General features: G+C 37.4%; 19 protein-coding genes, 1 tRNA gene and 1 pseudogene. 14 read left to right on the top strand and 7 right to left on the bottom strand.

Annotation, left to right across the window (positions count from 1 at the left end):
- Positions 1-10: 10 nt before the first annotated feature.
- The 4 genes and pseudogenes from recG to miaE form a co-directional block, all read left to right on the top strand.
- Positions 11-2,113 (top strand): ATP-dependent DNA helicase RecG, encoded by a 2,103-nt coding sequence (gene recG, locus G6N06_RS15120; RefSeq protein WP_163517626.1) that lies wholly within the window; start codon positions 11-13, stop codon positions 2,111-2,113.
- A 384-nt stretch (positions 2,114-2,497) separates the two neighbouring features.
- Positions 2,498-3,625 (top strand): serine hydrolase domain-containing protein, encoded by a 1,128-nt coding sequence (locus G6N06_RS15115; protein ID WP_163517625.1) that lies wholly within the window; start codon positions 2,498-2,500, stop codon positions 3,623-3,625.
- A gap of 61 nt (positions 3,626-3,686) precedes the next feature.
- Positions 3,687-4,595 carry a serine hydrolase gene (locus G6N06_RS15110; RefSeq protein ID WP_163517624.1) on the top strand — a complete coding sequence of 303 codons (909 nt, stop codon included), beginning with the start codon at positions 3,687-3,689 and terminating at the stop codon, positions 4,593-4,595.
- 205 nt (positions 4,596-4,800) lie between these two features.
- Positions 4,801-4,920, top strand: a pseudogene (gene miaE / locus G6N06_RS15105) (tRNA isopentenyl-2-thiomethyl-A-37 hydroxylase MiaE); the annotation flags it as partial.
- Between the two features lie 3 nt (positions 4,921-4,923).
- Here miaE and G6N06_RS15100 read toward each other — a convergent pair.
- Entirely contained in the window at positions 4,924-6,135 is a 1,212-nt protein-coding gene (locus G6N06_RS15100; protein ID WP_163517623.1) for a TlpA disulfide reductase family protein, read from the bottom strand.
- A 202-nt stretch (positions 6,136-6,337) separates the two neighbouring features.
- On the opposite strand from G6N06_RS15100, the gene pheT reads away from it, so the two are divergent.
- The 7 genes from pheT to ribB all read left to right on the top strand — a co-directional run bounded on the left by pheT (position 6,338) and on the right by ribB (position 16,208).
- Complete coding sequence (pheT, locus tag G6N06_RS15095; protein ID WP_163517622.1) at positions 6,338-8,764, top strand: phenylalanine--tRNA ligase subunit beta; 2,427 nt, start codon at positions 6,338-6,340, stop codon at positions 8,762-8,764.
- 171 nt (positions 8,765-8,935) lie between these two features.
- On the top strand, positions 8,936-9,436 hold the full coding sequence (tpx, locus tag G6N06_RS15090) for a thiol peroxidase (protein ID WP_163517621.1): 501 nt from the start codon (positions 8,936-8,938) through the stop codon (positions 9,434-9,436).
- 5 nt (positions 9,437-9,441) lie between these two features.
- A complete protein-coding gene (locus tag G6N06_RS15085; protein ID WP_163517620.1) occupies positions 9,442-9,813 on the top strand; it encodes a diacylglycerol kinase in 372 nt (123 codons plus the stop codon).
- A gap of 127 nt (positions 9,814-9,940) precedes the next feature.
- Positions 9,941-12,337 carry a DNA translocase FtsK gene (locus tag G6N06_RS15080; protein WP_163517619.1) on the top strand — a complete coding sequence of 799 codons (2,397 nt, stop codon included), beginning with the start codon at positions 9,941-9,943 and terminating at the stop codon, positions 12,335-12,337.
- A gap of 52 nt (positions 12,338-12,389) precedes the next feature.
- Positions 12,390-13,031 carry an outer membrane lipoprotein periplasmic chaperone LolA1 gene (gene lolA1, locus G6N06_RS15075; protein ID WP_163517618.1) on the top strand — a complete coding sequence of 214 codons (642 nt, stop codon included), beginning with the start codon at positions 12,390-12,392 and terminating at the stop codon, positions 13,029-13,031.
- 16 nt (positions 13,032-13,047) lie between these two features.
- The gene (locus G6N06_RS15070) at positions 13,048-15,030 is read left to right on the top strand and encodes an LptF/LptG family permease (protein WP_163517617.1); all 1,983 of its coding nucleotides are present in this window, start codon (positions 13,048-13,050) and stop codon (positions 15,028-15,030) included.
- Between the two features lie 29 nt (positions 15,031-15,059).
- Positions 15,060-16,208, top strand: coding sequence for a 3,4-dihydroxy-2-butanone-4-phosphate synthase (ribB, locus tag G6N06_RS15065; RefSeq protein WP_163517616.1), 1,149 nt, complete (start codon positions 15,060-15,062; stop codon positions 16,206-16,208).
- A 229-nt stretch (positions 16,209-16,437) separates the two neighbouring features.
- Here the strand turns inward: ribB and G6N06_RS15060 are convergent, their stop codons facing one another.
- Both G6N06_RS15060 and G6N06_RS15055 read right to left on the bottom strand, forming a co-directional pair.
- Positions 16,438-17,658 (bottom strand): T9SS type A sorting domain-containing protein, encoded by a 1,221-nt coding sequence (locus G6N06_RS15060; RefSeq protein ID WP_163517615.1) that lies wholly within the window; start codon positions 17,656-17,658, stop codon positions 16,438-16,440.
- A gap of 526 nt (positions 17,659-18,184) precedes the next feature.
- Complete coding sequence (locus G6N06_RS15055) at positions 18,185-19,384, bottom strand: DegT/DnrJ/EryC1/StrS family aminotransferase (protein ID WP_163517614.1); 1,200 nt, start codon at positions 19,382-19,384, stop codon at positions 18,185-18,187.
- 397 nt (positions 19,385-19,781) lie between these two features.
- On the opposite strand from G6N06_RS15055, the gene G6N06_RS15050 reads away from it, so the two are divergent.
- Positions 19,782-20,162 carry a hypothetical protein gene (locus G6N06_RS15050; protein ID WP_163517613.1) on the top strand — a complete coding sequence of 127 codons (381 nt, stop codon included), beginning with the start codon at positions 19,782-19,784 and terminating at the stop codon, positions 20,160-20,162.
- Between the two features lie 33 nt (positions 20,163-20,195).
- Here the strand turns inward: G6N06_RS15050 and G6N06_RS15045 are convergent, their stop codons facing one another.
- Positions 20,196-20,825 carry an NAD(P)H-dependent oxidoreductase gene (locus G6N06_RS15045; protein ID WP_163517612.1) on the bottom strand — a complete coding sequence of 210 codons (630 nt, stop codon included), beginning with the start codon at positions 20,823-20,825 and terminating at the stop codon, positions 20,196-20,198.
- A gap of 250 nt (positions 20,826-21,075) precedes the next feature.
- On the opposite strand from G6N06_RS15045, the gene G6N06_RS15040 reads away from it, so the two are divergent.
- Together G6N06_RS15040 and G6N06_RS15035 are read left to right on the top strand one after the other, a co-directional pair.
- Positions 21,076-21,160, top strand: a tRNA-Ser gene (locus G6N06_RS15040).
- Positions 21,161-21,397: 237 nt separating this feature from the next.
- On the top strand, positions 21,398-22,624 hold the full coding sequence (locus tag G6N06_RS15035) for a site-specific integrase (protein WP_163517611.1): 1,227 nt from the start codon (positions 21,398-21,400) through the stop codon (positions 22,622-22,624).
- Between the two features lie 46 nt (positions 22,625-22,670).
- Here G6N06_RS15035 and G6N06_RS15030 read toward each other — a convergent pair whose 3' ends face one another.
- From G6N06_RS15030 to G6N06_RS15020, 3 genes are all read right to left on the bottom strand, one after another.
- Positions 22,671-24,833, bottom strand: a complete 2,163-nt coding sequence (locus tag G6N06_RS15030; protein ID WP_240338082.1) for a prolyl oligopeptidase family serine peptidase — start codon at positions 24,831-24,833, stop codon at positions 22,671-22,673.
- Positions 24,834-24,932: 99 nt separating this feature from the next.
- Positions 24,933-25,079: a hypothetical protein gene (locus G6N06_RS15025; RefSeq protein ID WP_163517609.1), complete on the bottom strand. Its 147-nt coding sequence runs from the start codon at positions 25,077-25,079 to the stop codon at positions 24,933-24,935.
- Positions 25,080-25,165: 86 nt separating this feature from the next.
- The gene (locus G6N06_RS15020) at positions 25,166-26,743 is read right to left on the bottom strand and encodes a helix-turn-helix domain-containing protein (RefSeq protein WP_163517608.1); all 1,578 of its coding nucleotides are present in this window, start codon (positions 26,741-26,743) and stop codon (positions 25,166-25,168) included.
- Between the last annotated feature and the right edge of the window lie 78 nt (positions 26,744-26,821).

The following is a 26,821-nucleotide window of genomic DNA, read 5'->3' as shown; positions in this document are numbered from 1 at the left end:
TGAAACAAACATGAAAACCAATCTTCAAACACCCATAGACTACCTTAAAGGTGTCGGCCCAAATCGAGCTGATTTGCTCCGTAGCGAACTTGGTATTCATACCTATCAAGATCTGATCAACCTCTTCCCCAATCGCTATATTGACAAAACACAATACTACAAAATCAACGAATTACAGCGAAATAGCGCTGATGTTCAAATAATTGGCGAAATTACAAGCTTAAAAGATGCTGGGACGGGACGAGCCAAACGCTTGATTGCCACATTCAAAGACGAAACGGGCATTATGGAACTCGTTTGGTTTAGAGGGCATAAATGGATCAGGGACAGCATTAAATTTGGAAAAAAATACGTCATTTTCGGGAAGACCAATTGGTTTAATGGCGTTTTTAATATGCCACACCCAGAAATGGAACTACTTGAGGAGCATGAAAAGAACCTACGTTCTGCCATGCAACCCATTTACCCGTCCACCGAAAAACTGGCAAACAAAGGCATCTCAAATCGTGTATTGAACAAAATAATGCAGCAATTATTTTTAGAAACCAAAGGACGATTTGAAGAAACTCTTTCTGAGAATTTACTGTCCGACCTCAAATTAATTTCAAAAAGCAAGGCGCTTTTCAACATCCATTTTCCCGAAAATCAGGAACTGTTATCACGTGCACAATTCCGACTTAAATTTGAAGAATTATTTTATATTCAACTGCAATTGATCATTAAAAATCTGATCCACAAATCGAAAATTAAAGGGTATAATTTTGAACATGTCGGAGATTATTTTAACAGCTTTTATCATGAGCATTTACCCTTCGAATTGACCAATGCCCAAAAACGGGTGTTAAAAGAAATCAGAGCCGATTTGGGAAGTAATGCCCAAATGAACCGCTTATTGCAGGGAGATGTTGGTTCCGGGAAAACGATTGTCGCGCTAATGTCAATGTTAATGGCACTTGACAACGGTTTTCAAGCCTGTTTGATGGCGCCGACTGCTATTTTGTCAGTCCAACACTACCATGGATTATTGCGACTATGTAAAGGATTGAACATCAGAATAGAACTGCTCACTGGATCAACTAAAGCTTCAGATAGACGAAAAATTCATGAAGCCCTCGAAAATGGCGATTTGGACATCCTAATTGGCACTCATGCCCTCCTTGAAGACAAGGTGAAATTCAAGAATTTGGGACTTGCAATCATTGATGAACAGCATCGATTTGGAGTTGCACAACGCAGCAAATTGTGGCACAAAAACACCTCGCCCCCGCACATTTTAATTATGACCGCAACACCAATTCCGAGAACCTTGGCGATGTCGGTTTATGGGGATTTGGATGTGTCCGTCATTGACGAATTGCCGCCCGGAAGAAAGAACATCAAAACGGTACATCGCTACGACTCCAATCGGTTGAAAGTTTTTAAATTCATCCGGGATGAAATTGCAAAAGGGAGGCAAATTTATATCGTCTATCCGTTGATTCAGGAAAGTGAAAAAATGGACTATAAGGATTTAATGGATGGCTATGAAAGTATCGTCAGGGAATTTCCAATGCCCAAATACCAGGTCTCCATTGTTCACGGACAAATGAAACCGACAGATAAGGATTATGAGATGGAGCGCTTTGTCAAAGGTGAAACTCAAATCATGGTAGCAACGACAGTCATTGAGGTTGGCGTCAACGTCCCCAACGCCTCCGTAATGATCATTGAAAGCGCTGAACGCTTCGGATTGTCACAACTGCATCAACTACGTGGACGTGTTGGACGTGGTGCAGAGCAAAGCTATTGTATCTTGATGACCAGCCATAAACTCAGTGAAGACAGCAAAACCAGATTACAAACTATGGTCAGTACCAACGACGGATTCGAAATAGCCGAAGTAGATTTGAGACTTCGAGGACCTGGAGATTTGATGGGAACGCAGCAGAGCGGCGTCTTGAACCTTAAAATTGCAGATGTCATCAAGGATAAAGATATTTTACAGCACGCCCGTCATTACGCTAAAATTATTTTAAAATCAGACCCTTCACTATCCCTTCCTGAGCACAAGGTACTGCGTTACACCTACGGACAGTTGACCAAGTATAAAAATATTTGGAATTATATTTCATGAATGGGCAGTGCATTGAGAAGGTAGTTGGCAGTCTTCAGTCTTCAGTATCTGTTTTCAGTTCGCAGTTGGCAGTTGGCCAAGTTCAGTCGTCAGCCCTCAGTTATCAATTCTCACGTAATTTTGGATAATGCTTTCTATTTTCTATTTTCTATTTTCTATTTTCCTTCTTCCATTTTCCTCCTTCCATTTTCTCGTTTTCCTCTCTCGCTAAAACTAGGGACAGGGAGTCAGCGTTCAGCGATCTTCGCATTAAAATGTCCATTCTGAGGTGTTTTCATCCAAAATTCTGAATTCATCTCACATTTTTCCTAAATTTGAGTGGAATGCACTAAGTTTCATTCCTGCCCGGCCTTTCAAGCGGGGTTTTAATTTAAACAAAATCAAATGAGAAAATTCAATTTTTTTCTACCACTTACGATGATATTGCTCATACTCAACTGTAAAGACACAAAAGAGACAACAGGGCAAACAGATATATTAGATACCAGCCAATTAGATTCCTATTTCTCAATCAACATGCCTGCTGATGAACCCGGAGGAGCAATTTTAATCATGAAAGGCGACAGCATCATTTTCAGCAAGGGATATGGACTTGCCGATCTTGAACTAAAAACCAAGATTGACGAAAACACCTTGTTCAACATAGGATCCATTTCAAAAACTTTTGTTTCCAATGCTATTTTAATGCTTCAAGCAGAAGGCAAGCTTTCGGTCGAAGATAATATGGCCAAATACTTTCCTAATTTCAAGAACAAGTCCATTGCCGACAAAGTAAAAATCAAACATTTAATCACCCACACTTCCGGCTTACAAGACAATAGGGAAACCAAAACGGATTCTATTTTCTACCTAACTGCTAAAGACGAAGAAAATTGGTACCCAACAACGCAAGCTGAAGATCTAAATTTTGAACCTGGTACCCATTACGAATATTCCAACCCTGCATACAATGCATTGGCTTTGATCATTGAAGAGGTGAGCGGGATGAAATGGCAAAAATATGTTGCGGACAACATTTTCAAGCCGTCTGGTATGACCACGAGCACCATTACCGATGGTCCACACCCTGAAACGGGCGTCTCTCATGCCTACTTAAAGAGCAACGGAGACTGGATTGAAAAAGACTATGGAGAGGAGCCTACTTTTGCAGCGGCCGGCAACGGTGGCGTTTGGAGTTCAGTCAATGAATTGGCCAAATATGAATTGGCATTACAAAAACATAAACTTATATCAGATTCCATCCTAGAAGATTCAAGAACCATAAAACCATGGCCAGATTGGGAAGATGATACGGCCCCTTTTATAGGCTGGTCTTGGTTTATCGACAAAACCACAGATGGTTTAAAAACAGTTGGGCACACGGGAAGCCAAGGTGGTTTTTTATGCAATTATGTTACAGTGCCCCAAAAAGATATTACATTTATAATTCTGTGCAATACCCGAAGGGATGTTGATGGATTTACAGAATTTATTACGGAATGGTTGATCAAAAATAATTGGCTACACATTTAACAGCATAATTGAAAATGAATCACATAGACCTTAACAATAGAACATAAAACCAACCACCATCATGAACATTTTGAAAACATTTTCGATTATTATTTTTGTTTCACTTTTAATTCCCCTTTTCTCTTGTACAGACAAAGTTTCTAATAAGGAAAAATTCGAACAAAACATTCAAGCCCAAATTGATTCCATAGACGGCAACATCGCAGTGGCATTTTACAGCTTGTCTCAACCCAAAGACAGTTTATTGATCAACGTCGACGAAAAATTTCATGCGGCCAGTACCATGAAAGTACCCGTAATGATTGAATTGTTTAAACAAGATCACGAAGGAAAAATAGATTTGCAGGATTCAATTTTATTGAAAAATGAATTCAAAAGCATTGTGGACGGCAGTTTGTACAGCATGGACATAAACGATGATAGTGACGATATTATTTACAGTCAAATCGGCACCAAAGTAGCACTCAGTGACCTGATGCACAGCATGATTACCGTGAGCAGCAATTTAGCAACCAACGTCCTTATTGAACTGGTTGGTGCCAAAAACACAACGGCAACAATGCGAAGTTTAGGCGCAAGAAATATAGAGGTCCTGAGAGGCGTCGAAGACCAAAAAGCCTATGACCAAGGCCTGAGCAATTCCACCACCGCTCGGGATTTAATGATTATCATGGAAGCTATTGCCAACAACACTGCTGGTAGACAAGGAGATTGTGAGGCGATGATCACTATTTTAAAAGATCAACAGCACAATGACCTAATCCCGATGTATCTACCCAAGGAAGTTCAAGTGGCCCACAAAACCGGTTCTATAACTGGAGTACACCACGATGCGGGAATTGTTTATCTACCTGATGGCCGTACTTATATATTAGTTTTACTTTCAAAAAACTTGAAAGATTTTGATAAAGGAACCGATCAGTTGGCCAAAATCTCTAAAACGGTTTATGATTATATGATCAGCAATTGAACTAACCGCTATGGTCTTAGAACGGATCTCAAATCAACTCTATCGTCTTCAAAATAAATAACGTCTTAGTGATTTTAGATTTAATTTTTTAGACTGCGTATAAAGTCAAAATTTCGATAAGTGACATATTTATCGCTTTTAACCATATTTCAAAATAACACTACCTTCTGAACCTGTTTCCGAAGTTTAATCTAATACTGCTCATATGTTGCATCTCAAATTAGAAACTGATCCGCGTTGGGCATCCATAGCCGAAGAAAATTTAGAAGAAATTTTGACCGATCATGCATGGTGTGAACAAAAAGCCGCCACCAATGCTATCACATAGTTATTCCTTCAGGAGCTCGTTCACAAAAACAGTGAATTCATCTTTAAACTCCATGTATTTCTCACCAGTTGCGGGACCATTGAAACCTGTGTGAATCCTTCGGACTTTTCCTTTCTTATCAATAAATATAGTAGTTGGGTAAGAAACCACCTGGGTCAACATTGGCAGCTTTTTTTGAGCCTCAATTTTATCTGTAGTCCCGTGTTGTGCCAATAAAATTGGGTAATCAATTCCCAATCGGTCCTTTAAGCGTTTTATACCTGCAAATGCCAACGAATCCGTTTTAGCGGTTTCAAAGGCAAGTGCCACAAATTCCACATCTTTTTCAGAATTAAGTTTAGAAAATTCCGAGAAAAAAACACTTTCATCCAAGCAGTTTGGACACCAAGTACCCATCAGCTGTACCACAACTACCTTATCTTGGAACTGTTTATCGGTAAGAGATACGATATGTCCATGTTCATCAGGAAAACTGAAAGCAAAAGGCTCATTGTCATCGCGCATTTTGGTGAGTGTCGTGGCATCAGGCAGTTCATAATCATCATTTTGCTTTCCCTCAAAAAAGGCACGCCAATTATTCCCCGAATAAAATACACCATTGAGCTTATTGTCATTAACCGTAGCCACAAACAAAAATGCGTGTGCCCCATCAAAGGCAGACATTTTCAATTCATTCCCATTCATAATCCCTTCCAAATATCTGTAATCGCCAATTTTGGTTCTAAAGGTTCCCGTTACTTTTTGCCCATCTTGCTCAAAAATGCCTTTGGCAAAGTAGATTCCCTGAGCGGAATCAGGGCTAAATACCACCTCCCAGGTTCCTGAAATATTGGCCGAAGGCGCTTCTTTGATTTCAAATCTGTCTTGAACATTATAAATGGCCTTGAAGGGCATCTTCATGTTCATATCGTCATTGATATAGTTTCCCCGCATTCCTTCGTCAGTAAGCCTTACTGCGAAATAGCCCTCAAAAACAGGCATTTTAATAAAAATAGAATCGTTTCTATAGGTCACTTCATCTACTAAAATGACTTCTTCTCCGTTAAGAACCTTCAAACTTTTGTCGGCCGTAACCTCAAAATTAAAAGGTAAATTCTCTTGATCATTAATTTGTAGTTCACCCCGCCAATGCCCATGTTGCATTTTCTTTGAATTATCCTTATTGCAGGAAACCATTGTAAAAAAGGATAAAATAATAAACCAAATCTTCATAATCTATTTGGGGCTTTTAGTTGAGGGTTAAAATAAAGCTAAAAATCAGAAAAAATAAAATTATTTACCATTTCTATAACTATATACTATTATTATCTTTACCCCGAATTTAAAATTAGATGCAATATTTGGTCCACTGAGGATTGTTCAAATAAGAAAATATTGCCTAAAAATCATCAACCTATAGTATAACACTCAAAAAATGAAGATTTCATATAATTGGTTAAAGCAATTTGTAAATATAGATTGGACACCTGAACAAACTAGTGAACTCCTTACCGACTTGGGCCTTGAGGTTGAAGGCATCCAGCCATTCCAATCTATTAAAGGGGGATTGGAAGGCATTGTGGTTGGCGAAGTGCTTACCTGCGTCCAACATCCCAATGCAGACCGCCTTAAAGTAACCACGGTAAACATTGGTTCTGGAACACCATTACAAATTGTTTGTGGCGCACCCAACGTAGCCGCTGGTCAAAAAGTACCTGTTGCTACCATCGGAACCACATTATACACCTCTGAAGGAGAAGCTTGGATCATTAAAAAAGGAAAGATACGAGGTGAAGAGAGCCATGGGATGATCTGTGCAGAAGACGAATTAGGGCTTGGCGACTCTCACGAAGGAATTTTAGTGCTTGATAATGACCTGTCAGTGGGCACTTTATTGGCTGATATCTACAAAGTAGAAAATGATCAGGTTTTTGAAATTGGCCTTACACCAAACAGAGCTGATGCCATGAGCCACTTTGGCACTGCCAGAGACCTTAAAGCTGGACTTTCGCAAAAAAACATGCACGTGGAGTTAATTACACCATCAGTAAGTGCATTTAGGGTTGATCAGGGGACTTTGAAAATTGATGTTGAAGTCCTAAACAAAGAGTTGGCACCTCGTTATTGTGGTGTGACTATTTCCGATGTAAAAGTCGATACTTCACCTATTTGGTTACAAAACAGACTGAAAGCAATTGGGATCACCCCAAAAAACAACATCGTTGATATTACAAATTACGTTCTTCATGAGCTCGGACAACCCTTACATGCATTTGATGCCAACAAGATTGAAGGCAATAAAGTGATTGTGAAAACGCTACCGAAAGGAACGAAATTTAAAACTTTAGATGGTGTTGAGCGTGAATTGCACGAAGAGGATCTGATGATTTGCGATGCCGTAAAACCAATGTGTCTTGCCGGTATTTTTGGTGGCGAAAATTCGGGAGTTACAGAACAGACTACTAGCATTTTCTTAGAAAGTGCTTATTTCAACCCGATCAGTGTTCGGAAATCTGCCAAAAGACATGGGTTAAATACAGATGCCTCATTTCGTTTTGAACGAGGTGTTGATCCAAACATCACAGAATACGCCCTAAAACGTACTGCCCTATTGATACAAGAAGTCGCAGGGGGCTATGTTACCAATAATCTCGTAGACTTCTATCCTAAGAAAATAGAAGATTCCCCAGTACATTTCAGTTTTGCCAATGCGCAAAAACTAATCGGTGAAGAAATCCCCAAGGATACCATCAAGAGCATTTTGATGTCATTAGATATCAAGGTTAACAACGTTACTGAAACTGGCTTGGGCTTAATGGTGCCAGCCTATAGAAATGATGTGGTACGTGAAGCCGATGTGATTGAGGAAATTTTGAGAATATATGGATACAACAATATCAATTTTACCGAAAAATTAAACGCCTCTATCTCCCCAACTTCGCGTTTTGAAGATTTTAAACTTCAGAATGTAACGGGTAACCAATTGGCAGCACAAGGGTTCTACGAAATTTTATCGAATTCGTTGACCACCCCTACTTATGCAAAATTAAGTCCCGATTTAAAAGAAGAGCACAATGTCACCATGCTCAATCCATTGAGTCATGATTTAAGCGTGATGCGCCAAAGTTTACTGTTCTCGGGACTTGAAGCCATTAATAGAAACATCAACAGAAGACGTTCGGATCTAAAGCTTTTTGAATTTGGAAAAACCTATCACAGCCATGATGGCAAGTATATTGAAAATAAGCATTTAGCACTTTTTGTCACTGGAAATAAAGACGCCGAACGATGGAATACCATACAGCAACCAAGCAATTTCTTTTATTTGAAGGGGATCATTACAGCCCTCTTGGAGCGATTAGGTCTAAATAAAGTTACCGTCTCACCTGTTGATAAAGGTCTTTATAGCGAAGGAATTAGCCTGCGAATCGGTAAAAAGACACTAGTCGATTTTGGTCTGGTCAATAAAAAAATCATGAAGCATTTTGATATTTCGCAAGATGTATTGTTTGCAGATTTCAATTGGGACAATGTGATTGATTTGGCTAAACACAACAGAATCAACTTTAAGGAACTACCTAAATACCCTTCTACAAGACGCGATTTCGCACTCTTGGTAGATGACAAGGTCACTTTTGAAGCCATCGATACCATTGCCAACCAAACCGAGAAGCGCTTGCTGAAGGATGTCGATTTATTTGATGTTTACCAGGGTGAAAAACTTCCAAAAGGAAAGAAAAGTTACGCAGTGAGTTTTAAATTCCAGGACGAGCACAGCACCATGACGGATAAACAGGTTGACAAAATTATGCAAAAGCTAAAATCCAATTTTGAAAAACAACTTGGAGCAGAATTGCGATAAGACCTAATAAGGTATAATTTCAATAGGCAATTATTGGTTGATCATCTAAATTTTGATTATATTCAAGAACTTATCTTCTTAAGTCAATATTCAAAATATTTAAGGTTTAATTAATAGACAAAGCTTTAAATTATTCTTAATTTTAACATTTCACAATTAATACAATATATTATGGCAACCGTAACATTAAAAGGCAACCAAGTAACAACTTTTGGTGAGCTTCCAAAAATAGGAGTTGATGCTCCAAACTTTAGATTAACCGCACCTGATCTCTCTCCAAGATCTTTAAATGACTATTTAGGTCATAATGTTATATTGAACATTTTCCCTAGCGTGGACACTGGTGTTTGCGCTCAATCGGTCAGAACATTCAACGAGAAGGCATCGCAACTTGACAATACCAAAGTTCTTTGTATTTCTAAAGATTTACCATTTGCCTTTGCACGTTTTTGTGCGGCTGAAAGATTGGATAATGTAGAGACCCTGTCCGATTTTAGAGATGGTAATTTCGGCAAAAATTACGGACTGACCTTTGTTGACGGTCCTTTAAAAGCATTACATTCCCGTTGTGTGGTGGTGCTGGACGACAAATCAAAAGTCATCTATACTGAGCAAGTTCCTGAAATAACCGACGAACCCAATTACGAAGCTGCATTACAATCACTCTCATAGTTTTTATGTCCGTAAAGAAAGATTCGTTCCTTGTCAATCGTTTAAAAAGCGTAGGATGGGCATTTAAGGGGGCACTGATTTTACTTCGAACCGAAGCCAGTATCAAAATTCAATTTGCAATTGCCATTATTGTGACTATTGCCGGATTTTACTTTGAAATCTCTTCAACGGAATGGTTATTTCAAGTTGCCATGATCGGCTTGGTCATGAGCATTGAAGGCCTCAACACCTCTATTGAATACATCGCAGACTTTATTCATCCTGAACGTCATCCAAAAATTGGACGCATCAAAGATGTGGCTGCAGGTGCCGTTTTTATTGCTGCCATCTCAGCGGTAATTGTGGCTGTAATCATTTATTATCCAAAGCTTTTTTAATACTAAATCCAATAGGATTAACGTTAGTAATTTGTATTTTTGTTTCCTCAAAGAATCAACAAATTCTAACGTGTTTTAGTAATCCTATTTAAAATCAACAGATTTCCGTAGTCACGGAAAGTTAACAATGGCGAAGAAGAAAATCAAAGCTAAAAGCAGTACCACAAAAAAAACAATAAAGCCAAAATTCAAACTATCAAGTCAACAAAAATTCATTTTTGGCAGCTTGTTGATGATTCTTGGCATTTTGTTGTTTATTGCTTTTCTTTCTTTCTTTTTTACAGGAAAAGCAGATCAGAGCACGCTTACTGAAATTGGTTCTCGTGACGTTGTTGCTGAAAATTGGTTAAACAAACTGGGTGCATGGGTGAGCGACTTTTTTATAATGAGGGGTTTTGGGGTCTCCTCTTTTATTTTTGCAGGATTGATATTCCTATCTGGAATCTATGTGACGTTAGACATCAACAAAGCCAAACTTAGAAGCCATTGGATTTGGGGAACGCTCATAGCCGTATGGCTGTCTATTTTCTTCGGATATTTTGCCCATAAATACGATGCGCTCGGTGGTACCATTGGTTTTGAAATGAACTCCTTTTTCCAGGACTATATTGGAATTATCGGCACCGCCCTCCTTCTCTTATTTGGGTTGATCGTATATGCTGCCGTCAGATTTAAGGTAACTGGTGAGGAGGTTGTCAAGGTCTTCAAATCGGCAAAAAAAGATTTTAATGAGGATTTTAAAAGCACATCAGAATCGTCAGAATCTTATGTCGCTTTAGACAATGATTTAACTGCCGAAGCTGAAGATATAAAAGCGGCTTTTGATTTAAAGCCTGCCAAGGATACTTCGGTAGCTGAAACCAAATCCAAGCCCGAACCTCCAATTAAGACCCCGAATCTCAATATTGAAGTCCCTCAAATAAATGAGGAAGAGGAATTGGCGATGGAAGTTGAACACGTTGTTGAAGAAATTTCTGAAAGTGATAATCTGTCAAATAAATTGGTGGCCGATTTTGGTCAGTTTGATCCTACCTTAGAATTGAGCAAATATCAATTCCCACCCTTAGACCTATTAAAAAAATACGATTCTGAAGGCATAACCATTGATCAGGATGAGCTTGAGGAAAACAAAAACCGTATTGTTGAAACCTTAAACAATTACAATATTGGCATTAGCAATATCAAAGCCACCATCGGTCCAACGGTCACCTTGTATGAAATTGTACCTAATGCAGGGGTTCGCATCTCTAAGATAAAAAACCTGGAAGATGATATCGCCCTGTCCTTGGCGGCTTTGGGCATTCGTATTATTGCACCAATCCCTGGAAAGGGAACGATTGGGATTGAAGTGCCCAACAAGAACTCAACCATTGTCTCGATGCGTTCGGTGATTGCTTCTCAAAAGTTCCAAAAATCAGAAATGGAATTGCCCATAGCTTTTGGCAAGACCATCAGTAATGAAACCTTTGTTGTCGATTTGGCCAAAATGCCCCATTTATTGATGGCCGGTGCGACCGGTCAAGGAAAATCAGTCGGTTTAAATGCTGTTTTGACCTCTTTGCTTTACAAAAAACATCCTGCAGAAGTGAAGTTTGTTTTGGTGGACCCCAAAAAGGTGGAATTGACACTCTTCAATAAGATTGAGCGCCATTACTTGGCCAAATTACCAGATAGCGAAGATGCCATCATCACGGACAACACCAAGGTCATCAATACCCTGAATTCCTTGTGTATTGAAATGGACAATCGCTATGAGATGTTAAAAAACGCGCTCTGCCGTAATATTAAGGAATACAACGAAAAGTTCAAGGCTCGTAAATTGAACCCTAATGAAGGGCATCAGTTTTTGCCATATATTGTTTTGGTGGTGGATGAATTTGCCGATTTGATTATGACTGCTGGCAAGGAAGTGGAAACCCCTATTGCCCGTTTGGCCCAATTGGCACGTGCCATTGGTATCCATCTCATAATTGCTACTCAAAGACCATCTGTTAACGTTATTACGGGAATTATTAAGGCCAATTTTCCGGCCAGAATTGCATTTAGAGTGACGTCTAAAATTGATTCCAGAACAATTTTGGATAGTTCTGGTGCCGATCAATTGATTGGGCGTGGCGACATGCTCTATACCCAAGGTAATGAACTGACCAGGATCCAATGCGCCTTTGTTGACACCCCAGAGGTTGAAGTCATAACCGAGTTTATTGGTGGACAAAAAGCCTATCCAGATGCCTATCTTTTACCCGAATATGTTGGTGAAGAAAGTGGCACAAGTCTTGATGTAGATATCTCCGACAGAGATAAATTATTTAGAGAAGCTGCTGAAGTCATCGTCACTGCACAACAAGGATCAGCTTCCTTATTGCAAAGAAAATTAAAACTGGGTTACAATAGGGCCGGTCGATTGATAGATCAATTGGAAGCGGCTGGAATTGTTGGCCAATTTGAAGGCAGTAAGGCAAGGCAAGTACTCGTTCCTGATCTTGTGGCGTTAGATCAGCTTTTGGCAGATGAAATATCATAAATTTGAAATAACAACACCAATCCCCTTAACGGGATTAACAAATACCATTCTAATGAAAAAATTATATGTATTAGCCATTGTTCTATTATCGTTTTCCACCTATGCTCAAGATGCAGAGAAAGCGAAGAACTTGTTAAACGAAGTGAGTGCCAAAGTTAAAGGCTATAATAACATCAGCATCGATTTTAAATATGTTCTAAAAAACCTCAGCGAGAACATTAACCAAGAAACACGAGGCGATGTGATCATTGAGGGCGAAAAATACCTATTGAATATCCTTGGGGTTACCCGGATTTATGACGGCAAAACACTTTATACGATAAGCCCGGAAGATGAAGAAGTGACCATTTCCAAAAACAACACTGAAGACGAAAACACCATTACACCGAGCAAAATGTTGACCTTTTATCAAAATGGGTACAATTATGCCATGGATATCGTTCAAAATGTAAATGGGCGAAAAATCCAGTATGTTAAACTTACGCCAATTGATAGCAATTCTGAAATTAAACAAGTCTTGCTAGGTATTGACGCGCAGACGAAACATATTTACAACCTTATTGAAGTGGGCAAAAATGGCACCCATACCACCTTAACTGTAAATAGTTTTAAAACTAATGAGCCCATTTCAAAAACCTTATTTACTTTTGATGCTAATAAATACAAAGGTTATTACATCAATAAGCTGGATTAGATAAGGCGCCAATTTTATGAAAATACTGGATAGGTACATACTTAAGACCTACTTAAAAACTTTTTTGAGCGTGTTTGTTATACTCATGCTCATTTTTGTTTTACAGGCTGTTTGGCTATATATTTCTGAATTGGCGGGCAAAGACCTTGATGTTGATGTGATCCTCAAGTTCTTATTATATATCACACCTACACTTATCCCCTTAATTTTACCCCTAACCATTTTGTTAGTGTCTATAATGGTCTTTGGCACCTTTGCCGAAAACTACGAGTTTGCGGCAATGAAATCTACTGGTATTTCGTTGCAACGCGCCATGAGGGGTTTGAGTATTTTTATTGTCTTCCTATCTATAACTACGTTTTTATTTGCGAACAATGTGATTCCATGGGCAGAATTTAATGCTTACAACCTGAGAAAAAACATCGCTAAGCTCAAGCCGCAAATGGCCATTGCCGAAGGACAGTTTAATGAAATAGGCGATTTTAATATCAAGGTGGAGAAAAAAAGTGGCGATCGTGGTCAGTATCTTTCCAAGGTGATCATGCACCAGCGCAAAAACAATCGACCGGGCAATTTCCTCGTGATTATATCGGAATCTGGCGAATTAATAAGCAGTGCCTCGTCAAACATTCTTCAACTCGTGCTGTTTAACGGTAATTATTACGAAGAAATTTACAGCAAAAACGCAAAGGAGGTCCAAAAGAGGCCACATGCCAAGAGTTATTTCGACTCCTATACCATGAATATTGATCTCGAAGCACTAAATGATGTCGACCTGGGCGAAAAAAGCTATACAGATAGATATAATATGCTCGATGTGGGAGATCTTAACTATACCATTGACAGTCTCTATAGAAACAAGTCGAATGAATACAAAAATCTCGCTGAAACTCTATACAACAGAACCTCAGTTAATTCCTTAAACAATAATATTTCACCAGAAACGGACAGTATTTTTAAAGGGAATGTCCTTGATCTTTTTGAGACTAAAGGCAAATTACAACTTGTCAATTTATCGTTAAATACTATTAGCAGTACGACACAAATTATATCGACAAAAGAACAATTCTTGGAGATTTCAGACAAAAATCTGAACAAACATCTCATTGCTCTTCACGAAAAGTACGTTTTGGGTATTGCCTGTTTTATTCTCTTTTTTGTCGGTGCGCCATTGGGAGCCTTGATCAGAAAAGGCGGTATTGGCTTGCCATTGGTCGTTGCCATTCTTTTGTTCCTTACATATCATTTTATAGGGATTTTCGCAAAAAACAGCTCAGAAGACGGGACCTTAAACCCGATTTTGGCCACTTGGCTTTCCACCTTGATCATGTTGCCGTTAGGCATCTATTTGACCACGCGGGCCACCAATGACAAAGGTCTGTTTGATTTTGACAGTTATCTCGATCCTATCAAGAAATTCCTCAATCTCCGTCCAAAAAACTCCGTCATCATAGATGGTGAGCTGGTTCAGTATAGTTTCTTAGACGATTATAACAACGACAAATTGATTGATATCATCAAGAACCACAACGATCTTAATTTTGATAAAAGCATTAAGCCTTTCGCCTTAAATCAGTTATTTAAGCGCAATCAAACCATCGAAGATCTTCAAAAACAAGGAATCATCATTAATGACGCCTATGTCATATCAAAAAAGGATGCCACCGACACGATAGACTATTCGAAATTTGCTTTTATTTTCTATATCATTGGGGCCATCCTGCTCCTTTTACATTTTGTTTTCAAAAACAATAAATTTCCTGAATTTGCCTCAGCGGCCATAGATTTAAGCATGATTTCTTTTATCATTTATCTACTTTACTATATTGTCACTTGGATCAAGGCCAAGGTTTTCTACAAAAACATTGGATTCAAAACAAAAGGCTTAGACATTTTATTGATGTTGATTGCCTTTCCTTTCTATGGCGTTTCCCACTTTTTACTTAAGAACAAAATCAAGGAAGACTTGGACAAAAGTTGCCTTTTAAATGTAAAATAAGCCATATCTTTGCATATAATTTCAAAAAAATGACAACAAGCACCTATATGCCAACTATAACGTTAAATACCATTGAAGAGGCCATTGAGGATATTAAGAGTGGAAAAGTCATTATTGTTGTTGACGATGCCGATAGAGAAAATGAAGGCGATTTTGTGGCTGCAGCAGAAATGGTGACTCCGGAAATGATCAATTTTATGGCCACGCATGGACGTGGATTGATTTGTACACCACTTACAGAAAAACGCTGTAAGGAATTGGAATTGAACCCAATGGTACACAATAATACTGATCCTATGGAAACTGCCTTTACGGTTTCAGTCGATTTGCGTGGCAACGGTGTGACCACTGGAATTTCAGCAAGCGACAGAGCAAAAACAGTAAAAGCTTTGATCAATCCTGAGACCAAGCCATTTGAATTGGGACGTCCTGGACATATTTTCCCATTGGTTGCCAAGCAAGGTGGTGTGCTAAGACGTACCGGACATACTGAAGCGGCGATAGATTTTGCACGCTTAGCGGGATTACAGCCAGCTGGTGTCATTGTTGAAATTATGAATGATGACGGCACCATGGCGCGATTACCTCAACTGGTGAAGGTTGCTGAGAAGTTTGACCTCAAGATCGTATCCATAGAAGATTTGGTAGCTTATAGAATGCAGCACGACTCTTTGATTGAAAAGAAAGAGGATTTTGAGATTGTCACCCGTTTTGGGAAATTTAGATTAAGAGCCTATCAGCAAACGACCAATAATCAAGTACATATTGCCCTGACCAAAGGCGCTTGGGAAACCGATGAACCTGTTTTGACCAGAGTCAATTCTACCCTGGTCAATAATGATATTTTGGGGACATTGACCAATAATGCCGATAAGAAGTTGGACGATATGTTCAAGGTAATCAACGATGATGGCAAGGGCGCTATCCTGTTTATCAATCAGCAGCATCAATCCACCGATTTGCTCAACCGATTAAAAATCTTAAAACAAGAACAGAATCATACCGATGTCATCAAGGCACCGGCAATTGCCATGGACCATAGGGATTTTGGAATTGGAGCGCAAATTCTGCACGATCTTAACATCCATAAGTTATTATTGATGTCCAATAGTGAACATACCAAGCGTGTTGGGATTATTGGCTATGGTTTGGAAATTGTGGACCATGTGAGTTATTGATGATTGATCCCCTACTTAATTTAATCGGCTACAAACATTACGAATAGACCGGAAAGGTCATGAAATCATTCTGTCACATACAATAGATCTTCAACAACAACTGTCGCCACAAGGAGATCAAGTAAAAACTCAAATTAATGATATGGCATAGTAAAAAAGCCTGAGTAAAACCTCAGGCTTTTTAAATATCATAACCTATCAATAGTACAATTCCGTGTCAATTTCTTATCTATTTGACCATTATTCTCTTTGTTGAACTTGAACTTTTATCATAAACTTTTAGAACATACATTCCAGATTTCAAACTTTCCACATTCAGCTGACTCACATTGTAGGATGACATTAGCTTTTTTCCCGATACATCAAAAAGTTCCATTTTTTCAATAGGTTGAAAATAAGTTATATTGATGATATCGGTTGCTGGATTCGGATAGACCACGAATTGCTCTTTTTTAAAATCGTCGGTACTTAAGCTAAATGGCAATACCAGAGAATAATCAGTTTCAATTTTATGGACTGGCTCCCAAGCCATACCCGTTGTATCCCAATCTTCTGCAATCATCACTATATTATTGCCATTAGCGTCGTAAGTATTTAAAACTCTATCCACATTAACCCACTCCGTTCCATCTCGCTCCTGATATAAAATTTCTGTTGCTAAATTATTCACATAAGTAAACACCGTTCTAAAATCCAAGACCCACGTGCCTCCAATATAATCATATCCCAAGGCTTCACTTATTCTGTTCGTTTGATAGGTATAATCTATTCTTTCATCAAATTCCCAGATGCTTGTTCCAAGATTCCATTCTTTAATGATGGTTTGACTCGGATAGCCAGGAGAGCCATAGGTTATTTCAGTCTGTTCCCTATTGACCCAATTGCTTGTGCCGGCATTCCATTCTTGGTCAGTCTGTTGAGACATGTCAGTACCCGAATACTCATATAATTCTCTTGAGTCATTGACCCAAGTACCACTTCCGGCATTCCAAAACTGTTTGGTTTCAGAAGTCAGATTTGCTCCTGTATACACATACATGGTTCTTACGCTATTTGTGTAGACCATTGTACCAAAGTTATAAGTTTGATCGGTTTTAATGACCAAATTGTTTGAGCCGTCATATTCATAGTCCGTTTTTGAGAAATCTTGCCATACCATCAAAGAAGGTTCCCAAAATTGGGTTATCTGAGTCGTGATCATATTGCTGGCATTATATTGCTTATGATATTGGATTTGTTTCTGGGAACCTGGCATGACTAAACTAAGTAAATTGGTTTCCTTATCGCCCTCATTGCCATAAGTATATTCCATGGTCGTAGTATGTTCCCATTCAGAGCTTGTATCGTCCCATGAGTACATTCGCTGCTCGTCAGGCTTGTACTGGGAAAAAGCCGAGAAGCTGATAAAGGCACATACAATAAATGTCGAAAATAGTAATCGTTGTTTCATGATCAATGGTTTTAGAATGGTTATTAAATAGACAAAAAGAATCGGATAAAATGAAAAAGACCTAAAAGTGATTCATTTCTTAACTGTGATACTAAAACATAAAGTAGGAACTAAATTGTGATTTCCGTTGAGCTGTATACCAAATTCACTATGTATAAGTCTCATGGAAAACCCAAGCTCGTTAAGCTTAAATTAGAAGAGGGGCTTTCTCAAAATTGATGGCAAAATAAATAAGCTCGTAAATTATAAAGGCATTTTCCGATTCCCAAATTACAACTCATTTATCCTCACTAATTTAAGCTTATTAAAAGACATTTGCAAAAAATATTTAATCTGGTTATCCACAACTTCAAATTAAACTGAAATCGGCCACTTGGGGCTTTCATCAAGTATTTTCAAATGCCCATAAAAAAAGGATTTAAAACAAACGTTCTAAATCCTTTTTCAGATACTATCAATAACAGTTCTTATCTTATCGCATAACCTATTCGGTACTCGTGCAAATACTTTTTGAACACTTTCTACTTTACAACTTCAAAGCTGAAGTAACTGCCTTCACCATGGCCGTTGCGCGCAACTTCACCTCTTCTTCTGTCCATGAAAGTTTGATGAGACATGAAATATTCCGTCCTATAAAATGATCAGATTGCTCAAAGGTTTTTGTTTGAAGATATTTGAGACCTGATTTCACTTCTTCAGAAATTGGGTATAAGGTTTTTAGAGTCTTTAAATGGTCCCATTTTCTGATATAATGCCAATTGTTGTCATAATAATGGAAACAACCATCCACATTTGCCTCTTTCAAGTTTTTGGAAGCTTTGCGTGCAATTTCCAAATCGGGAAGAAAAAAGTTCAAAAAGCCATAATTTTCTTCGCCACCCTCTGGAACCGTTCTAAAAGTGATTTCGGGAACTTCAGAAAGCGCTTCCCTGAGTATCGTATAGTTTTTTTGTTGGATGGACAGGAAATCCGGCAATCGTCTTACCTGTGCCAAGCCAACGGCCGCATGTAGTTCTGAAATTCTAAAATTATAGCCCATAAATGGATGATCTTCAGCACCTCTATCATTTCCTATATGATCGTGGCCATGATCGGAATAATGGTCGGCATTAATATAGTATTGCTTATTGTCGGTGATGACTGCGCCACCTTCGCCACAGGTAATGGTTTTTACAAAATCGAATGAAAAACAGCCGAGGTCCCCAATACTTCCCAAGGGTTTCCCTTTATAAGTACCACCAATGGCCTGACAGGCATCTTCAATCAGGACTAACTTATGCGCATCGCAAATATTTTGCAATGCCTCCATATCGCCCATACTGCCGCACATGTGCACGATCATGATGGCTTTGGTTTTAGGTGAAATTGCCTTTTCAACAGCCTTCGGATCCAAAGTCAAAGTATCATCAATATCCACCAAAACAGGAATGGCTCCCATCATCATGATGGCTTCAAAACTGGCTACAAAGGTAAATGATGGCATAATGACCTCGTCCCCTGCTCCAATTCCTGCTACGGCTAGAGCAACCGATACCGCCGCGGTTCCGCTGGATACCAATTGTACATGTTTAGATTTAAAGGCCGATTGTAATTCGGTTTCCAATTCCTTTGCTTTCCAATGGCCGTTGCGCATCCCGTCAAATCCGTAGCGCATCAACACACCGTTTTCCAAAACATCATTGACTTCTTTGCGTTCTGCACTTCCAAATAATTCAAATCCTGGCATAATTATCTATTCATTAATAAATTTAATATTCAAATTTACATTATATATGTTCAAGCAAAAAGTGAATGATCTGAATTAATCATCTCGATTTAACATAAAAATCAATCGGAAACAATGAGATTTTGTATATTTATATTCATTGTTGTCTGATAATGAGTAAAGACCGCTGCGCTTATACCTGTCTGCCGAACAGGCAGGGAATAAAGACTTGATGGTAACTCATTGACAAATACGAAGTGTTTTATTAAAATTGTCCAATCATTCGCTATAGAAATAGTTTCTAAAAAGTAAGGTGTTATTTTAAAAATCTCGTGAAACCCTTTGTTTTAAAAGGGTTTATTAGCTTTTGTATTTTTATCGGACACTAATAATTTAGATTGTAAAATCCATTCTTGCCATGAAAAGATCGTATGTGTTATCCGTTTTATTTTTCTCCTTACTCATAACCAATTGTGGAACTAGCAAAAGTGCCGTAAAAGTGGATCCTTATATCGGTGCTTGGAGCTTGTTGATAGAAGGTACACCACAAGGCAATGTATCAGCCATTATGATGATTACAAAAAACAACGAGGGTGTGTATTCTGGACGTGTCAATTCTGACGTGGGCGAATTTGATCTTTATGATGTAAAAATTATGGATAATAAACTTTCAGCAGGATTTATGGTTCAGGGCGCTGAGTTTGATATTATCGGCAATTTTGATGATGTGCTTTTTAAAGGGTATGTCTCAGGAATGGGAGAAGATTATCCAGCGAATGGGAATAGAGTTCCCGAATAAGAACATCGTTAATAGGTGTTTTAAATGAGCGTTTTACATTTCGATAATACTATGTTTTAATTCTTTTCTCACTTTTTTAAAGCCTGAAAACATATCGTCCTCTGCACGATACCCCACAGGCAGCAACAAGGTCGATGTGAGATGTTTCTCGTCAAGTTTTAAAATCTCGTCAAATTTCGCACGGTCAAAACCTTCCATTGGGCATGAATCGATGCGCTCAACGGCACATACCGTCATTAGGTTGCCAATGGCTATATACGCTTGTTTAATGGACCATTCCCGCTGTTCTTCCAAGCTCATGTTTTCCATAATAGATTTCAGGTTATTTCGATAAGGTTCGAGAATGGATTCTGGGGTTTTCCTTAATTGGCTGACATTATCAAACAAATCGTCCACATCGTCGTCCTTGATGGTTTTTTTGACACAAATCACCAACAAATGTGAAGCATCGACGATTTGACGTTGGTTATAGGCCGCTTCCAACAATTGATTTCTCAAAACTTTGTCCTTAACGACAAGCAAAGAAATGGTTTGCAAGCCAAACGATGTTGCGGTCAGATTAAATGCCTGTTTGAGTGTATGCAGTTTATCTGAGGTCAGAACCTTATTGGGATCAAATTTTTTGGTGGCATAGCGCCATTTTAAACTCTCTATAATGCTCATTAGTATTGGTTTCAGATTGCTGCAAAAATAAGGCTTGCGGACGTCAATTTTAAGCCATTGCCATAAATTAATTCAATGGCCGATTTTATTTTTTAAAAAGTTGTGATTTTACTTGAAAGAATTAAAAAAGGGTTCTATATTTGCACCCGCCTACGGAACGCTAAGGCGCTCCTTCGGCGGGCAGGCCCGCTTAGATTTTTTAGCTTATTATCATTCTTGCTAAATTATTGAAAGGTAATGCATCGACACTGGAGAAATGGCAGAGCGGTCGAATGCGGCAGTCTTGAAAACTGTTGAGGGTCACACCTCCGGGGGTTCGAATCCCTCTTTCTCCGCAGGGAATACATCAAATTCCATCAAAAGCCGATAAACACTATGTTTATCGGCTTTTTGCATTTTAGTTAATATCAAATGAAATCAATTAATATCATCTTAAAAGTGAGGTATTCGGTGAGTAAAATTGAATCTTGATTTACTCACCTATCTAAACGTTAAATATTGATTTTCAATGATTTATTTTTTTTTACAGTTTTTATTTTTTGTATCTTTAGAAGTAATATACTTACTCACCGATGCAAAATACTTTCTCACTTCTGTTCTATCCCAAAAGAAATGATATCGACAACGATGGCAATACTCCAATTTACTTGAGAATAACTGTGAATGGTAAAAGGAGTGAAATAAGCATTAATAGGAAAATTCCTTTAAACAAATGGAATTCCATAGCTGGGAAAATCAAAGGGACTACATCTGACGTTCGTGAATTAAACCAATACATGGACTCCATAAAATATAGAGTTCAAAGCATTTATAATAATCTTATTCGAGAAGGACGGCCAATAACACCAATAACAATCAAAAATCGATTTTTAGGAAAAGATGTTAAAGTAAAAATGATACTCCAAATTTTTCAACAGCATAATGACAAAGTGGAAAAATTAGTCGGAAAAGACTTTGCTGCTGGTACATTGGAACGTTATAAAACCGCTAGAAAGCATCTTAAAAATTATATTATAAAAGAATATAAGGTAGAAGATATTCCTGTAACAGATGTAAACCATGAATTCATAACTGGATTTGAATTCTATCTTAAAACTACCAGAAACTGTGCTCACAATTCGGCAATTAAATATGTAACCAATTTTAAAAAAATCATCCGAATTGCTTATGCAAATGATTGGATTGATAAAGATCCTTTCGTTCATTGGAAAGGTAAACTTAAAATTGTAGATCGCGAGTTCCTGACTGAAAAAGAGCTTCAAACTTTAGTCGAAAAAGAATTCGGGGTACAAAGACTAAATCAAGTTAAAGACATTTTCGTGTTTTGCTGTTTTACTGGATTAGCCTATGCCGATGTAAAAAAGCTTTCTAAAAACAACATTATCTATGGTCCAACAGGCGACAAATGGATAAAAATAAATAGAAGTAAAACAGACACGAGAAGTAAAATTCCGATTTTATCTATACCAGAAGCTATTCTTGAAAAATATGCAGAATGTCCGGAGCTTATGAATGGTGACAGGTTACTACCAGTATTGAGCAATCAAAAAATGAATGCTTATTTAAAAGAGATCGCCGATTTATGCAGTATTGAAAAGAATCTTACCTTCCATTTGGCCCGACATACATTTGCAACAACAGTCACATTAACTAATGGTGTTCCCATAGAGTCTGTTAGTAAAATGCTCGGCCATCGATCTTTGACAACTACACAACATTACGCAAAAATAATAGATAAAAAAGTTAGTGATGACATGAAAGCTATTAAAGATAAGTTGTCAAAGTACACAAGCATTTAAGGCATTAAAACTAATTTCTGTTTTTTGAAAATTAAATTACGTAGTTTCAAAATTTCAATTTAAAATCCGGATGCCCAGCCTGCCACAATCCAAAAGCAAACATTTCAGCCCATTTTTTGTAAAGATCGTCAGAAGATGCACTTGTCGAGTGACCTGCATGATCTTCAACTTTGTATAAGATAGGATTTTGAGAATTTGTATAAGCTTGAATTTTTGCCACAAACTTTCCAGTCATCCATGGCGGAATTCGTGGGTCATTCATTCCTGTGATATATAAACCGGCAGGATAATTCACATCTTTTTCCAAATGCATATAGGGATCCATTGCTAAAAGACCATTAAACTCAGTAGAATCAGTTATAGTGCCGTATTCTTTATAATTCGAACTTCCAGAAAATGATTCTCTTCTTAATGGATTAAGCACACCCACATCAACAATGCTAGCGGCAAAGACTTCTGGTTTTTCTGTTATTGCTCTACCAACCATAATGCCGCCGGCACTATTGGAATAAACCACAGTATTATTCTTTGAAGTATATTCTTTATCAATCATGTACTCTGTAGCCGCAATTAAATCTTTCCAAGTATTCATTTTGGTAGATTTATATCCAGCTTTATGCCAAGCCTCCCCTTTTTCACCTCCTCCACGGACATGGGGCACGCATAGAATTCCCCCATTTTCAACCCAAGTTAGAAATAACGGAGAAAAGAAAGGATTTATGGCCTCGCCATATGCGCCGTAACCATAAAACAGTGTTGGATTAGTACCATCCATCTTTATATCTGAACTGTATATTATAGATAAGGGCACCAAAACGCCATCATAGGATGGAATTTCTATTTCTTTCACAAGGAACTTTTGAAATTCGGGATATGCGGCTATTGGAGCAAGTTCTTCACTCCTAAATTCTTTATTTTTATTTAAATATAAGTATCGTGAATCATTGCTGATCCATCCTGATAGAGTTATCCACAACGCATCAGAGTTTTCACCCAGAGAAGATAGACTTACCTTCCCTGAACTCTTTGGAAGTGGAATTTTATGAGAAACATTCTCTGAAAAATGATATAATTTTCCTTCCACCCCATTAGTTATTGTTGAATAAAATAAACCTTCTGCATTTATAATAAAATCGTCTATAACTTCATCATGCTTTTCTGAAATCAAAATTATAGGATTTTTAAAACTTAAGTTTTCGAGAGACACCATAGAGATATTAAAATTTGATGCTCCCAAAGCAGATATATAAAAATAATCTCCATCATTGAAAATCCCAGTGTTTGTATAGACCATATCTTCTTTTGAAAAAAATGATTTCCAAGAAAACTCATGACTATAGAAGTCATCAATTGGTAAAAAATAGGAATCCCAGTAATTGTTAACTGATGCAATATATGCTACTGCATAAGGGTCATGTTTTGACTTGATTGTAACAATAGGATAGTCATTTGGTTGTATGTTTAATTCAGGATTTGATTTTGAGCTTAATAAAACTTTAAAGTCATTTGGATCATCCCCTAATTTATATAATACCGATTGTGTGTTTCTTTTGAATTCGGCATTCTCAATATCTGTAACAGGAAAATGCAAATAAATAACCCCAGAGCTATCTGGTAACCAACTGACACCTAAAAAAGAAGATGGCCAGGCTTTACTAATTATTTGTGGAAGAACAATTCTTTTAGCTGTATCAATCACAATCATTTCGGAAAGCTCCTTTCCAGAATGCGATAAACTTATTAAAACAAATTCGCCCTCCCAACTTGGTTTAATATAATTGATTGTATAATTATTTCTATTTTCAATTTGAAATGAATCAGGATCGTACAAAAGAATTTCCTTGCCATTAATACTGCTTCTATAAAATAGTTTATACTTCTTTTCTCCTTTTTCTTTTTTTAAATAAAAATAGTTCCCATTTTCCAAAATATTTATTTTATCGACATAATATGTCTGACGATTATTTAATTCTTTCATCCTATTCATCAGTGAATCTGTCCCAGAAATAGAACTTAAAATAGCATCGGCATAAACAGCTTGTTGATGGTACCACTTTTGAACTAGTGAATCTTGCATATTTTCTAAATTCCTATAGTCATCTACCACTGTTTTACCATAATACGTCTCTGCTGTGGGAGCAGGAGTTATCGGCAATGGCTTAGGCTGAGGCAGCGTTTGTCCAACACAAGCTATGGTTAAAAAAAGCACCAATACGGAAGTGATTGCGTGTTTCATATCAGTAATTTATAAACTAATTGGAAAGAATTAAATTTAGACCCCAATTGGCAAATTGAGGTCTAAATGAGGTTAGTGACCAGATGTTGGTGGTCTACCTGCTTTGTCTCTGTCGATATCACCGATACCTCCACCGCCGCCTCCAATTATACAATTGGAGTTTTGAAGAAAGTCATTTCTAAAATGATCAATTTCTTTTGCTTGCTTCTTTTTCTTCATGACAAAATATTTTAAAATTACACTTTAAAAGTAAAACGTAATTCTCAATATTTCAAGAACTTATTCATGACATTTATAAATTTACACTAATTATTGTTCAACTTTCTTAAGAAGTAAGATGGATAGATTCCAGTCTCATGAAAGAATGCTTTAGTAAAAGATTGGGCGGTTCCAAAACCAATTTCCTCTGCAATGGCCTTTATTGTATAAGATCGCAATAAGGAGTCCGATTTCAATCTTTCTATGACATATTGGATTCTTAATTTATTAATATACTGACTAAAATTATCGTTAGTGTTGATATTGATATATTTGGATAAATAGGTTGAGTTTGTATCGAGTTTTTTTGCCAGTTCAATCAAAGTTATAGATTTTAAGAACTCATGTTCCGTTTCAAATTTCTTTAACCCAGATGCTATATTATTATAGATTTCTACTGGAATTACTTCTAACTGCTGGGTTTCCGGTTTTTCTGAATGTATAGCTTGACTATCCTCCAAGACCAACGCATTGAATTTCTTCAGAAAGATTTTTTGATTCATCCTGTATTTATAAACCAAAAAAATCAATCCTGCAATCAACAATCCGAAAAGCAGTATGATTAAGTTGCCTAACTTGTTTTTATCTTCCAAACTGCTAATGATGCTTTCTTTCTTATGCAATAGTATAGGCCGATCATATTTTTTTACAATTTCTAACTGTAAATCCTTTGAATGGGTAAGCGTACTATCTAGTTTTAATAACTTGTTTATATAGATCAATTGGTTCTCCAGATCAAAACTCTTTTCATAATGTTCAATAGTATACTCATAAATAAATCTCAGTTCAGGAAAGGTATAATTCAATTTTTCAGATATTGAATCCGTGATTCTAAAAAAATGGAATGCCTCTTTATTATCTTCGTTGTGAAGTGCAATTTGACCTTTGTAATAATTGGCCATTGCTTGAGAATGAGCATCTAAATGTGGTAGGGCTCGATTTATATTGGTTAATGCGATATTTTCATTTCCTTGCAAATACTCAACAATTCCTAAATTGTATACAAAATCAAAATACATCAAACTGTCTTTTACAATCAAGCTTTCATTCAATCCCCTCTTAGCATAAACTTTTGCCGAATCGAGATTCTTCAAATGCATGTAAGTAAGAGAGGCATTGTAAAGTCGATTTAAATAGTCGGAATAATTTAAGGGATTATTATTCTTAATACTACTCAATGAATCAATTTCCTTCAAATAAATTTCCAAGGCCCCTAGATGATCTCCAGCTCTATTTTTTAGAAGTGCAATCATTTTTCTATTTTCAATGTATTGAATCACATTGCCTTTGCTTTTCGCAATGGAATCTCCAATTAAATAATTGTGTAGCGCCTCTTGATATTCACTTAGCTCGTAACACCAATAGCCTTTTAAAAAATACCCAGAAGCTGGAAATGAAGAATGATTGATACCCTTAGTAATCTGTATGATACTATCCGCATATTTCTTACCTATCCCTGGTTGATTATATAATATTGAGAACAGATAATAACCTCTAGCGATATTAATTGTATCATTCTCACCTTTTGATTTTTTTAAATAGGTGTTTGCGATGAATTCTCTTCTGCTTATCGAATTGGATAGGACGGATAAAGTGAGCCACTCGCAGCGGATGAAAGTGAGCATAGCAAAGTAAGTGCTCAAAATCGATTCATCTGTGGTTAAATTTAGTGATTATTTTTTAGTTTTTTACGCATGGATTCT

The organism is Gelidibacter japonicus, from assembly GCF_010725055.1.
Lineage (GTDB): Bacteria > Bacteroidota > Bacteroidia > Flavobacteriales > Flavobacteriaceae > Gelidibacter > Gelidibacter japonicus.
This window is presented reverse-complemented; position numbering and strand designations above follow the sequence as displayed.